At 61.8% G+C, this 13,094-nt stretch carries 11 protein-coding genes and 1 pseudogene; 10 read left to right on the top strand and 2 right to left on the bottom strand.

The window, feature by feature from the left end; translation table 11 throughout:
• The first annotated feature begins 225 nt into the window (after positions 1-225).
• From QF015_RS13815 to QF015_RS13780, 8 genes are all read left to right on the top strand, one after another.
• Positions 226-1,755: a sigma-70 family RNA polymerase sigma factor gene (locus tag QF015_RS13815; RefSeq protein WP_310202736.1), complete on the top strand. Its 1,530-nt coding sequence runs from the start codon at positions 226-228 to the stop codon at positions 1,753-1,755.
• Between the two features lie 323 nt (positions 1,756-2,078).
• The gene (locus tag QF015_RS13810) at positions 2,079-2,780 is read left to right on the top strand and encodes a PIG-L deacetylase family protein (RefSeq protein ID WP_310202734.1); all 702 of its coding nucleotides are present in this window, start codon (positions 2,079-2,081) and stop codon (positions 2,778-2,780) included.
• Between the two features lie 2 nt (positions 2,781-2,782).
• The gene (locus tag QF015_RS13805) at positions 2,783-3,703 is read left to right on the top strand and encodes an ATP-grasp domain-containing protein (protein WP_310202731.1); all 921 of its coding nucleotides are present in this window, start codon (positions 2,783-2,785) and stop codon (positions 3,701-3,703) included.
• Entirely contained in the window at positions 3,700-4,977 is a 1,278-nt protein-coding gene (locus tag QF015_RS13800; protein ID WP_429389673.1) for a glycosyltransferase, read from the top strand. The genes QF015_RS13805 and QF015_RS13800 overlap by 4 nt, the downstream gene beginning before the upstream one ends.
• Positions 4,974-6,113 carry a hypothetical protein gene (locus tag QF015_RS13795; protein ID WP_310202728.1) on the top strand — a complete coding sequence of 380 codons (1,140 nt, stop codon included), beginning with the start codon at positions 4,974-4,976 and terminating at the stop codon, positions 6,111-6,113. The genes QF015_RS13800 and QF015_RS13795 overlap by 4 nt, the downstream gene beginning before the upstream one ends.
• A gap of 4 nt (positions 6,114-6,117) precedes the next feature.
• A complete protein-coding gene (locus QF015_RS13790; protein ID WP_310202726.1) occupies positions 6,118-6,432 on the top strand; it encodes a hypothetical protein in 315 nt (104 codons plus the stop codon).
• Positions 6,433-6,549: 117 nt separating this feature from the next.
• Positions 6,550-9,348 (top strand): phosphoenolpyruvate carboxylase, encoded by a 2,799-nt coding sequence (gene ppc, locus QF015_RS13785; protein ID WP_310202724.1) that lies wholly within the window; start codon positions 6,550-6,552, stop codon positions 9,346-9,348.
• 170 nt (positions 9,349-9,518) lie between these two features.
• Complete coding sequence (locus QF015_RS13780; RefSeq protein WP_159704865.1) at positions 9,519-9,824, top strand: hypothetical protein; 306 nt, start codon at positions 9,519-9,521, stop codon at positions 9,822-9,824.
• A 9-nt stretch (positions 9,825-9,833) separates the two neighbouring features.
• On the opposite strand, the gene QF015_RS13775 is transcribed toward QF015_RS13780, so the two are convergent.
• A complete protein-coding gene (locus QF015_RS13775; protein ID WP_429389670.1) occupies positions 9,834-10,478 on the bottom strand; it encodes a DedA family protein in 645 nt (214 codons plus the stop codon).
• A gap of 54 nt (positions 10,479-10,532) precedes the next feature.
• Here QF015_RS13775 and QF015_RS13770 point away from each other — a divergent pair, with 54 nt between their 5' ends.
• Positions 10,533-11,111, top strand: a complete 579-nt coding sequence (locus tag QF015_RS13770) for an O-acetyl-ADP-ribose deacetylase (protein ID WP_429389668.1) — start codon at positions 10,533-10,535, stop codon at positions 11,109-11,111.
• Positions 11,112-11,197: 86 nt separating this feature from the next.
• On the opposite strand, the pseudogene QF015_RS13765 reads toward QF015_RS13770, so the two are convergent.
• Positions 11,198-12,400, bottom strand: a pseudogene (locus QF015_RS13765) (amino acid permease); the annotation flags it as partial.
• Positions 12,401-12,573: 173 nt separating this feature from the next.
• Here QF015_RS13765 and QF015_RS13760 point away from each other — a divergent pair.
• Positions 12,574-13,068, top strand: a complete 495-nt coding sequence (locus tag QF015_RS13760; protein WP_310202717.1) for an Lrp/AsnC family transcriptional regulator — start codon at positions 12,574-12,576, stop codon at positions 13,066-13,068.
• Positions 13,069-13,094 lie beyond the last annotated feature (26 nt).

Below are 13,094 nucleotides of genomic sequence, written 5' to 3'. Positions count from 1 at the left end.
CGCGAGAACGTGCATTCTGCGAATGATTTTGTCCGGAACGATGTCATATCCGAACAGTGTGCGGAAAAGCTGATTCGTGACGAAGCGGCCCGGAAAATTGGTTGCTAAAGACAGTGTAGAAACGCGTCACGACTTGCCCCCTACCGCCACTCAATATGTATGGGCGGGATTAATAAGGGTTTGGGGGTGCCCTAGATGGCACACAGGTCACAAGCGGGCAGCCGCATGGACGCTGAGAGTGACGGGCACCTCATTGCGTTGGTCCGCGGCGGAGACATGTCTGCGTTCGACGACCTCTATGAGCGGCATCTCGCCATTGCGGGCACAGTCGCCAAACGCAATGTGGACAATCCCAGCGATGCCGAGGACGTTGTCGCCGAGGCGTTCCAGTCGGTGCTGCAGAGCCTTGTTGCCGGAAAAGGACCCGACACCTTCTTCAGGGCCTACTTGCTCTCAACGGTCACCAGGTTGTCCCACCAGCGGAATCGAAAGGCCGGCAAGGTCCTGCCCAGCAGTGACGAATCCGTCCTCGACCAAACGTTGGCGGACTCTGATTCAGCCGTCAGCGCCTTCGAGTCGCGTACCGTGGCCAAAGCGTTCCGTGCCTTACCGGAACGTTGGCAGGCCGTGCTGTGGTACTTGGACGTTGAGCGGATGAAGCCCGCCGCCGTGGCGCCGATTCTTGGGCTGTCCGCCAACGCAGTTTCCGCACTGGCTCTCCGCGCACGCGAAGGACTCCGGCGGCACTACCTTCAGTTCCATATCGCTGACCAACCCGACGAGGGCTGTGCCGAATTTGTGACCAAACTGGGCACGTTCATTCGTGGGGGACTCTCCAGCGCAACCGAGCGCAAAGTTCGTGGGCATTTGAAGGGCTGCTCCAAATGCACAGCTGCCCTGGCGGAACTAAAGGACGTCCAAGGCAGCATGAGGGTGGTCCTCCTTCCGCTGGTGACGGGTGTACCGCTCGCCTCGTGGGTGGCGCAAGGCGGGGGACTTGGCGCCATCGGCGGAGTCATACCGGCCAAGGCGGTCCTTGCTGTTCCCGCCCTGGCGAAACCGGCCGTGATGGCCGTCATCGCAGCGGCAGGCGTTGGACTTGTGCTGGGGGCTGTAGGAGTGGTTGACCAGCTGACCCCCGATGCCTATATGGAAGAGCGGGCAGTCGAGAGCCGTGCCCCACATGCGGACAACGAGCGTGTGGTGACACCAACTGAACCGACACAGACAACTGCGCCGGCGCCTGTTTCTCCGGCCGTGACCCCACCTCCACCGGTCGCCGCCGCACCCCCAGCCCCGGTGCCGGAGCCCTCTCCGGATCCGGTGGTTACTTCGACTCCCGTACCTACACCGGCGCCAACCACTCCCGCGCCCCTGCCATCAACGGCTCCCTCTCCACAGAGGCCTGTGACTATTTCGGGTACAGCGAGGCGGACCTCCGATTCGTATAACCGCGGTTCTGACATGGCAATTGACTTCACAGCCTCGGGAACACGGCCCTTGAGTGCGGGCACGGCAGTCTTTTCGGTAGGGAAGGACTCCCGGATCGTGGAAAGTTCACTCCGTGCTCCTGACGGATGGTCATGTTCCATGGAAGGGCGGACAGAAGTCACCTGCGTCACGGAGACAATCCAGCGAAGCGACCTGCATTTCCACGTGACTGTGGAGTCCCGGCGTCAGAAGGATGGAGGTGTCCTGAAGTACTCCCTCAGTGGGAGCGGCCTTACTCCGGGCGAGTTCACGTACCTCTACTAAACCGGAGTGGTGGGACAGCGTCACGAACCTGATTCCTCTCCCACTACATCTACGGCGGCCTCCCGGGAGATGGGAGCCGTGCTAATTCCGCTACGCATTCTGGGGGCACTATGGAAGCAACGCTGTTTGCCGTTGCTGGTTTGTCGGGGGTTCTCGTCGCGGTCTGGGCTATGGTTCCAGCGGGCCGGAACTGGTTTGCGAGGAAGTTCAGCTCACCGCATCGGCTGCGCTTGACGTTCGCCGGCTTAGGTTGCTTGATGCTGGTAGCCCTTGCGGGGTGCGCCTTCGGACCGGCGCATCCTCTCTGGCCAAACACCGTACTAGTGTTCGCAGGCGCCGCACTGATCGTCGCCTGTCTCGTCGCACCGGCGTTCCGCATCCGGCATGGAGTAACTTCCCAGCCACGAAGGGTACTTGCCATAGGGGCACACCCCGATGATCTGGAGTTGGCCTGTGGTGCCACCCTCGCCAAGTTGTCCGACGCCGGACATGACGTCAGAACCATGGTGATGAGTGCGGGGAGCGAGGGCGGAGACAGCAGTGTCCGGGTGACGGAAGCTGCTGCGGGCTCGGACTTCATGGGGGCCACTGCGGTTCAGGTCCACCAATTCCAGGACACCCACCTGTCCGAGCACGGGCAGGAAATGGTGAAGGCAATCGAGGACGCCATCCAGGACTTCCGTCCGGACGTCGTCATCACCCATTCCCGCAATGACTACCACCAGGACCACCAGGCGGTCCATAGTGCCACCATGCGGGCAGCACGCCGGCACTCCTCCATTTTGTGCTTTGAGAGTCCTTCATCCACCCGGGAGTTTGATCCCAGCGTCTTTGTGGACATCGCAGGGTATGTCGACGTGAAAATCCATGCTGTGGGCATGCACCGGGACCAAAAGGGCAAGCCCTACATGAGCGCCGAAAGGGTCCGCAGTCTCGCGGCCTTCCGGGGCTCGCAGGTAAAGACAACCTATGCGGAGGGCTTCGAACCCGTTCGGTTGCTGGGCTCGGCCGTAGGGGAGTTCTGACCGTGCGGGTACTCGTTACAGGTGTCGGAGGACCCGCCGGGCTGTCCCTGGCTCGTCAATTGATGGACCAGGGACATTGGGTCCTTGGCGTCGACATGCAGAAGGTACTTCCTTCGGCGGCGGACGCGGTATCCATGGTGTCTCCCTCAAGCGCTCCCGGCTACCTGTGGGAATTGCGGGGACTCGTGGCTGCCCACGGCATAGAACTCATGGTGCCAACGGTCAGTGACGAGCTCGTCCTGGTGGCGGAGGCGAGGGAGGATTTTGCTCCGGGAGTCGACATTCTCATTGCCGATCCTGCGGCCGTCCGCATCGCGAATGACAAGTACCTCACCATGAAGTGCCTTGCCAACGCCAACGTCGCTGTTCCGGACTTTGCCTTGCCTGGAGATTTTAGTTCGTACCACGAGGCAATGGCCCGCCTCGGCGGATCCCTGGTGGTGAAACCACGGGTGTCACGGGGCGGACGTGGTGTCGAGGTTTTGGAGAGAGGCGCCGACGGTGGACGACGTGCTGCGCGTGTGTGGTCCACATTGGATGATTCCTGGATCGTGCAGCGATTCGCGCCGGGAAGCGAATACGCGCCCGTCGTTTTCCGTTCAGCTGTAGAGGAAGAACAGGACGATCTGGTGGTGGTGCTGGAGAAGACGGAGCTCAAACATGGGCGCGTTGGCAATGCCCTCTCCGTCAGAAGAGTGGCTTCACCAGATGTCCACGATGTCTCGCGCCTCGCCGAATCAGCCGCAGCCGCTCTCGGATTGACGGGCCCCGTCGACATCGACATCCGCCGCATGCGGGACGGAAGGCCCGCGGTACTGGAGATCAATGCGAGGTTTGGTGCCAACAGCGCGTATGCCCCTGAACTGGTGGAACACGTCCTTCAGTCCCTTGTTCGCGGGCGAATGCTGGGAGGGACTGTGTGACGTTCCTGAATGCCGCATCGCTTTTCGTTCAGGCTGGCGGCCTGGTGATCCTCTGTTTCGGAATGGTCAAGGTCGCGTATGTACCGCTTGCTTTGTATTTCAACTGGTTCCAGCGTTCCAAGCCACCTAAGCACCGCTACTCAGTACTTAGCGAGCGGCCCTTGGTGTCCGTGATCGTACCGGGCTACAACGAGGCGGTGGTGATCACCAAATGCGTTGAGTCGATTCTGGCCAGCCGCTATCTTCGGCTGGAGGTCATTTTGGTGGATGATGGTTCCACGGATTCCACCGCCCAAATCATGGCGGGGCTGGCGGACCAGTATGACCGGGTGCGCTTCCTGTCGCAGTCGAACGCCGGCAAGGGCGCCGCCCTCAATTTCGGAATCGCCGCAGCGCAGGGTGACATCCTGATGTTTGTTGACGCTGACGGGATTTTTGCCCCGGACACCTTGATGAGCATGCTCGAAGGATTTGACCATCCAAAGGTGGGGGCGGTGTGCGGGGACGACCGCCCGGTCAACCTGAATCGTGTCCAGACGATGATGCTTGCAGTCCTCAGCCATGTTGGCACTGGCCTCGTCCGCAGGGCCCTCTCCCTTTTACATTGCTTGCCCATAGTTTCCGGAAACATTGGAGCCTTCCGGAGCGATCTGGTCCGGCAGCTGGGAGGATTCCACGAGGACACCCTCGGCGAGGATCTTGAGCTGACATGGAGGGTATACAAGGCCGGCTACCGGGTTCGATTCCAGCCCAAAGCCTTGGTCTACGCGGAGTCTCCTTCCACGATGGGTGGGCTGTGGCGTCAGCGTGTCCGATGGTCGCGGGGTCTGCTGCAGACACTTCGCCTGCACCGTGGGATGCTTGGGCGGCCCCGGTATGGGATGTTCGGCCCATTTCTGGTGTTCAATGCCATCACGATGGTTGCGATCCCCATGCTCCAACTGTTTATTTTGGCGGTCCTGCCCTATCTGTACCTGGCTGGCGAAGGTCCGGTGCCGGGCGAGGTTTTCGCGATTCTGGGCTGGTTGGGCCTGTTTGTGTCCCTTGCCCTGGCCTGTTTCTCCATTGGACTCAACCGTTCGTGGAAAGACCTGCGGTTCGTGTGGACCCTGCCCTTGTGGCCCTTGTATTCGGTATTCGTAGGACTGGCCCTGGCCAGCGCAATCGTCAAGGAGATCAAGGGCAGCCCCGCCAAGTGGAACAAGTTGCAACGTACCGGGGTCATCAGCGTCACGGCCACCGAATCCACCTTCCGGAACGAGGTGAGCACGTGAAACGCGTTCCGTCCCTGGCCATCGGCGGCCTGCTGGTATCGATCCTCTTGGCGTCCTCGTGCGCGGGGGAACCGGCCCCTGAGGCAGTGGACCGGATGGTCAATCTGGGCTTCGAGGACGTCGTCAACAGCGAGCCCGGGTACCTGGCCAAACTCTCGGACCGGCTGGACTCCGTAGACGCCACAGCGGTGTCGATCTCCGTTGGGCGCACTGATTGGACGGCTTTCCCCTGGCCCGGCCACGTCGGATCAGGATCCAGCGAGGTATCCCGGACAGGACGCGACTTTGTGGCGGAGTCGATTTCCGCTTTGGAATTCTCAGAAAACGGAAAGAAACGCGACGTCATCCTCACCATCGACGCCTTGTTGGGTCACTTGCTGAAGGACGATCCTTCGATTGCCGGGCGGACCATGGACGGTGTGGCCTCCGGGTCCTTTGCCAGTGTGTGGTCATTGAGGCATGGCATAGCCGGCACACGGCTGGCTTCCCTGGCGGCAACAATCGCAGAGAAATACAAGCCCACGGCGGTGAACCTGACGGAGCTGATGTTCGACGATTTCACGTTCGGAAGCGATGACCTTGAAGACTTCAAAATCACCACGGATTCCAGGGACTGGCCTCGAAACAGTGACGGATCCATCAACGCTGAAGACCCGCGCATCAACACCTGGCGCAGCGAGGCCATGGCGGACATCGTCCGCAAGGTTCGCGCCGCCGTCGAACCTTTTGGGGTCAACCTGGACATGGATGTCCGCTCGCCGCGCGATTCAGCCTCCGGAGACCGGGCGGACAGCGGACATGACTACGATCTGCTGCTCAAACAAGTGGACCGGCTCCACGTGTGGCAGTACGTGGGGCTCAACAACGAGCGATCACCGAAGACCCGGGAACTGGTTGAATCCATGAACCGCCGCGCGGGTCCCCGGATGTCGTTGTCTTTGGGTCTTTGGTCCGAGGATGGCCGGATGCCGGCTGGGGAATTTGCGGGCGCACTGCGGGAGGCTGCGCTGGGCGGGGCAGTGTCAGTGTCCGTGACGCCCGCAAGCCTCATGGAGGACCAGCATTGGGAAGAGCTGAGGAAGGCCTGGGCGGGGGAAGTACGGACTGTTGAGCCGATTCCCCGGGGAGTACGCTGACCGCATGGGGATGGACGCAGTGGTTGCAATCGTTGTCAGTGCCACATTGATTGTTGGCTCCATCTGGGCCGGCACCCGACTTGTCCAACGTGGTGTTCCAGCGAAGGGCGCAACTGGCACGCTGGGCAGCGTCTTGTCCATGATTGAGCCGGCCACCGGCGCACCTACCAGGATTGAGGCAGCCGCAGCGATTGAAGAGATGCGACAGCGCAGGCACGAAAAACTCTCCACCGGGGCCGCCCTGCAACACGATGAGTTGATGAGCGGAAAAGTGGTTCTTCCAGGATCGCCGTCCCGGAAACCTGATGCCAGAATCTGAGACGCATTCCGTAGGGCCAGTTTTGTGCGGGTAAGATCCCGTAGGAAACATTAGTAATCCGGCTCACAGTATCCAGCGCAGTGTACGGGCCACACCAGATCCCGAAGGTATGCATCCATGGTTCACACTGCCCATCAAGACACCGATCTCGCTGCTGAACTGCGGGCTGACGTGCGCCGCGTTTCCACCCTCCTGGGGGAATCGTTGGTTCGCCAGCACGGCCCGGAATTGCTTGATCTCGTGGAGCAGGTCCGCCTGCTGACCAAGGAGTCCAAGGAAGCCGCGCGGGGCGGCGCTGATGCCACCGGGCCCTGGAGCGCGCACGACGTCGTTGCCCAGGTCCGCGAACTGCTCGCCTCCCTGCCGCTGGACCAAGCGACGGACTTGGTGCGGGCCTTTGCGTTCTACTTCCACCTCACCAATGCGGCGGAACAGGTTCATCGTGTTCGCGGGCTCCGCACCCGGCAGGAAAAGGATGGCTGGCTGGCCAAGGCTGTTTCCGAGATTGCCGGCCAGGCAGGTCCGCAAGTCCTGCAGGACGTCATCAACGAACTCGACGTCCGCCCCATCTTCACTGCGCACCCCACCGAGGCTTCACGCCGATCCGTGCTTGATAAGGTCCGCAAACTCTCCGACGTCCTCGCCGAGCCCACCGCCGAAGGGACGTCAGCCAGACGTCGCCAGGACCGGCAGCTTGCCGAAATCATCGACCAGATGTGGCAGACCGATGAGCTGCGCCAGGTCCGCCCCACGCCCGTGGATGAGGCCCGAAACGCCATTTACTACCTGAACAGCATCCTGACCGATGCCATGCCGGAAATGCTGACCGACCTTTCGGAGCTCCTCGCCGAACACGGAGTCACCTTGCCGGCCGCGTCGGCACCCCTGCGGTTCGGCTCGTGGATCGGGGGTGACCGTGACGGCAACCCCAACGTCACAGCCGCTGTCACCCGCGAGATTCTGCAGTTGCAAAACCAGAATGCTGTGCGCATCAGCATTGCCTTGATCGACGAACTCATCTCGGTCCTCTCCAACTCCACGGCTCTTTTCGGGGCCGACCAGGTGTTGTTGGACTCGATCAGTGAGGACCTCAAGAACCTTCCGGGGCTCGACAAGCGAATCCTCGAACTGAACGCGCAGGAGCCTTACAGGCTGAAGCTGACGTGCATCAAGGCCAAGTTGATCAACACCGGACGCCGCGTTGCCGCGTCGACGTATCACGAACCTGGGCGTGACTACGCCACCACGTCCGAGTTGTTGGCAGAGTTTGGACTGCTCGAAGACTCGTTGCGCAACCACTCGGCCGCACTCGTGGCCGATGGGGCATTGGCCCGCGTTCGCCGGGCGATTGCTGCCTTTGGCCTGCATCTGGCAACGCTGGACATCCGCGAGCACGCCGATTACCACCACGATGCTGTTGGCCAGCTTGTGGACAGGCTCGGCACGGAAAAGCCCTACGGTGAACTCAGCCGCGAAGAGCGCTTCGCCTTCCTCGGCGCAGAACTGGCCTCCCACCGCCCGCTGTCCGGGCACCCCATCAAGCTCGACGGAACTGCTGACGGTACCTACGACGTCTTCCGGAGCATTCGACAGGCGCTGCACACCTACGGTCCGGACGTCGTGGAAACTTACATCATTTCCATGACCCGCGGAGCCGACGATGTCCTGGCCGCAGCTGTCCTGGCCCGCGAGGCCGGCTTGATTGACCTCTACGGCGCCAAGCCGCGCGCCAAGATCGGGTTCGCTCCGCTGCTGGAAACCGTTGAGGAACTGCGCGCTTCTGCCGAGATCGTGGACCAGTTGCTGTCCGATCCGTCATACCGTGAACTTGTCCGCCTCCGTGGCGATGTCCAGGAAGTCATGCTGGGCTATTCGGACTCCAACAAGGAGTCCGGTGTGATGACAAGCCAGTGGGAGATCCACAAGACTCAGCGCAAGCTGCGCGACGTGGCCACCAAGCATGGTGTCCGGGTTCGTCTCTTCCATGGCCGTGGAGGTTCTGTCGGCCGAGGTGGCGGACCGACGTATGATGCCATCATGGCCCAGCCGAATGGTGTGCTTGAAGGCGAAATCAAGTTCACCGAGCAGGGCGAGGTTATTTCGGACAAGTACTCCTTGCCCGAGTTGGCGCGCGAAAACCTTGAGCTGTCTTTGGCAGCGGTCATGCAGGGTTCGGCCCTGCACAGGACTCCGCGCACGTCCGAGGATGAGCGCGAGCGCTACGCGAATGTCATGGAGACCATCTCGGACGCAGCGTTTGACCGCTACCGCACCCTCATCGACGATCCCGAGCTTCCGGCCTACTTCCTGGCCTCCACGCCGGTGGAACAGCTGGGCTCGCTGAACATCGGTTCACGCCCCTCCAAGCGACCGGATTCCGGTGCCGGCCTCGGCGGCCTTCGGGCTATCCCGTGGGTCTTCGGCTGGACGCAGTCCCGGCAGATCGTGCCGGGCTGGTTCGGTGTGGGTTCGGGCCTGAAGGCTGCCCGCGAAGCAGGGAACACGGATCAGCTCGTTGAAATGATGGATCGGTGGCACTTTTTCCGCTCGGTCATCTCCAACGTGGAAATGACGCTGGCAAAGACGGACATGGAGATTGCAGGTCACTACGTTTCCTCGCTGGTCCCCGAGGAACTGCACCGTCTGTTCCACATGATCCGCGACGAGTACGAGCTCACCGTGGCCGAAATTGAGCGGCTTACCGGTGAGGTCGAACTCCTCGATGCCCAGCCCACACTCAAGCGTTCCCTGGAAATCCGCGACCAGTACCTGGACCCGATCAGCTACCTGCAGGTGGAGTTGCTTCGCCGGGTGCGCGAAGAGTCAGTGTCCGGAGCCGAGATCGACGAACGGCTCCAGCGGGCCATGCTCATCACAGTCAACGGTGTCGCCGCCGGCCTGCGCAACACCGGCTAACAAACGCTCTAGCACCTCCCGCAGGAATTTATCGATCCCTCTCTCACCCGGTGAGAGAGGGATCGGTTTTTGGGCGCGGAAGGTGAGAGAGGGATCGGTTTTTGGGCGCGGAAGGTGAGAGGGGGATCTGCCCACGGGCGCGGAATTCGGGAGAACGCTAGGGTGGTGGGATGCCGTCGTTCCAGACCAAGTTGAAGATCACTGGCCTCAAACCGGGCAATGCCCCCGAATCGGTCATGGCCGCAGCCGTGGAAGCGCTGGAAACCCGACACCACGTCGAGTCGAACCAGTTGGACATCGTCGGTGGCGTCCCCCAGATCAGCCTTCGCTTTACCGTGGGCGATCGCGATTATTCAGGCGAGAACGACGAAGCCCGGACGTCGGCAGCCATGATGCGTGACGCCGTCGAACGCGTGGCAATCACCGGCAGCCTGTATGTGTTGCGCCGGAGCCGCGGCCGCTGGGCCCCGGTCTAGCGGGGAAACCTACTCAGGTTGCGGTACGTCTCCCGGGTTGTCGGCGTCGTACGGTTCGTCCACTGGCGAGCGGCTGCCACGTCGTCGCGTGACGATCAGCCCGACCACCACACCGATGACCAGGCCAACGCCCACACCGATCAGTGAGCTGGCCCAAAAGGGAAGTTTTGTGGTGGAACCGGTGAAGTAGCCCAGGCCGACTTGCCAGACTGCCCAAAGGACCGCGCCCAGCCCGGCGCAGAGGCTGAAGCCGCGGACGGACACGTTGGCAATGCCGGCTGCGGAGGACGTCGCGAGCCTGCCGCCGGGGATGAACCGCGCGCCGATGATGGTGCCATACGTGGAGGAACGGCCTGCCTTGGCGATAGCTTGGTGAATGCCGCGGTGGACCCGGCGACCCCACGACCACCGGTCCAGGACGTGGCTGATGCGCCGCTTGAACAGGACAAAGACCGCCATGTCGCCAAGCCAGGACGCGAACGCCGCGAGGAACAGGATCAGCCAGAAGTTGGCGTGGCCGTCTGCAGCGAGTGCACCGCCGGTGATGACCACCATTTCGGACGGGATCGGCGGGAAGATGGCATCGCCCAGCACGATGGGGACGATCCACAGGTAAATTGCGGATCCCCACGTCTCCGGGGCGGTGATGTCCATGGGCACAAGGTACCGCACTTGCCGCACCCGCCGCTCCGGCGCGAGACTGGCGCCATGCGAATCGACATTCTGCAAGGGGACATCACCAACCGCACGGTGGATGCGATCGTCAACGCAGCCAACTCGTCGTTGCTCGGGGGAGGGGGAGTGGACGGTGCCATCCACAGGGCCGCTGGTCCGGAACTTCTTGAGGCCTGCCGCGAGCTCCGGCGCACAAAGTTGCCGGGCGGACTGCCGGTGGGCGCCGCCGTCGCTACGCCGGGTTTCCGCCTTCCCGCCCAGTGGGTGGTGCATACGGTGGGACCCAACCGTCACGCCGGCCAGACGGATCCGGCGCTGCTCGCCTCCTGTTTCCACGAAAGCCTCAAGGTGGCGGCCGGGCTGGGTGCCCGGTCCGTCGCCTTCCCGGCGATCAGCGCCGGAATCTACGGTTGGGACGCCCGTCAGGTGGCCGAGGTGGCGTTCGACGCCGTGAGGTCGTTTTCGTCGTCATCTTCCGGTGGTGCCGCTGCGGACAGCCGCCCGCTGGAGGTGGTGGAGTTCGTGCTGTTCTCGGAGGAGACGACGGCGGTCTTCCGGACTGTTTTTGCTTCCTCGCCGGGGCTGGACCCCTCGCTGAAACCTGACGACTGACGCTTACGGCGACGCACCACGAAGTACAGGATGGTGACGAGCGCCAGCGATGGCAGGCCAAAGACCAACGTCATGTTGAAAGCAGAAGTGCCTAAGGTGCTGACGGCGATGGCGAGCATGAGGACTGCACCGAGGACGGTGCCCACAGGGTAAAACCGGGTTTTGTAGGAGAGCTCGGTTCCGCTGCGTTTCATGCTGCGGCGGAAGAACCAGTGGGTTACGAAGATCATGAACCAGGTGAACATGGCCCCGAACATGGAGATTGCCATCATGAAGGTGAAGGCCGACTCCGGGAACATTGCGTAGACCACCGTGGCGATGGCGATTCCAGTGGTGGACAGGATCAACGCATTAACCGGAGCGCCGTTGGAACGCAGTTTTCCGAACACGGCCGGGGCGTCCCCGCTGCGCGAAAGGCTGAAGATCATCCGCGTGGAAATGTAGAGCTGGCTGTTCATGGCGGAGAGCGCGGCGATGATCACCACGAATGTCAGCAGGCTGTCAGCGAAAGGGATACCGAGGTTCTGCATGACGGTGACGAAGGGGCTGCCGCCGGCAAGGATTTGGCTGACCGGTGCGATGGCCAGGATCAGCGCCAGCGTGACGATGTAAAACAACAGCAGCCGGGCAATGGTGGTGCGGAAGGCCTTCTTGACTGCGGTGGCAGGGTCCTTGGCCTCGCCTGCTGCAATGGCGATCATTTCGATGCTGAGGTAGCTGAAGATGGACACGATCACTGCGAACCAGGTGCCGGATAACCCGTTGGGGAAGAAGCCGCCTTCGGCCGCGTAGTTGTGGAAACCCGTGCCTTCCGTGCGGGCGCCGAAGACGATGTACGCGCCAAGCACGATGAAGGCGATGATCGCGAAGACCTTGATGCTGGAGAACCAGTATTCCAAGGTTCCGAACACCTTCACGTTCATGGTGTTGACGCCGATCAGCACGGCGGAGAAGAAGATCACCCAGAGCAGTGATGGCACGTCAGGGAACCACAGTTTCATGTACTCACCCACGGCGGTCACTTCTGTTCCCACAGCCAGCACAATGCAGGACCAGTACATGTACTTGACCAGGAAACCGGCCAATGGGCTGACGTAGTGCTCGGCGAAAGCACCGAAAGAGCCCGACGTTGGGTGGGCCACCGTCATTTCGGAAAGGCTGCCCATCAGGAGCAGGGCAATGAGCCCGCCAATCGCGTAGCTGATGATGACGCTGGGACCGGCCAGGCCGATAGCGAACTTGCTCCCGAGGAACAACCCCGTGCCGATCGCACCGCCGAGCGCGATCATGGTCATTTGGCGCGAAGTGAGCTGGCGTTTGAGCCCACCTTCACGTTCTTGGATTCTGTCGAAACTGCCCATGGCGACCTCCCGATCGATTCTGCAAATCGCTTCAAGATAGAATCCGGATCAAGTTCAAACCAACGATTTCGAAGCATCACGAGGATTTTGGAGGTGTATTCGTGTCTGATTCACCGTTGACCCGAGGGCAGGGGGTCGTTTCGAACCGGGTTCGGCTCGACGGGACTGACCGGCTGATCCTCCAAGAACTCATGGCCGACGCCAGAATCCCCAACAACGTGCTCGCCTCGAAGGCGGGTATAGCTCCTTCCACGTGCCTCGGACGGGTCCGTGCACTGCGGGACGCGGGGATAATCCGCGGCTTCCACGCGTCGGTGGACCTTGAGGCGCTGGGGTTGCTGGTCTACGCGCTGATCTCAGTGCGCGTGAACTCGCAGGCCAGGAACAAGATGCTGGCCATTGGCCAACGGCTGAGAGCGCTGCCGAACGTCCAAAGTGTGTTCCTGCTGGCCGGGGACCAGGATTTCCTGATGCACGTCGCCTGCGGAACTCCCAAAGAGCTCCGGGACTTCATTGCAGTCCATCTGGCCTCTGATCCGGCCATCGCGAATACCCAGACGAACCTGGTCTTCGATCACCTGACGCCGGGGGACTGACGTTTGGGCTGACCTCGGAGCTCTAC

Source organism: Paenarthrobacter sp. TE4293, assembly GCF_050435325.1.
Lineage (GTDB): Bacteria > Actinomycetota > Actinomycetes > Actinomycetales > Micrococcaceae > Arthrobacter > Arthrobacter nitroguajacolicus_C.
Note: the sequence above shows the minus strand (reverse complement) of the source record. Positions and strands in the feature narration are given on the sequence as shown.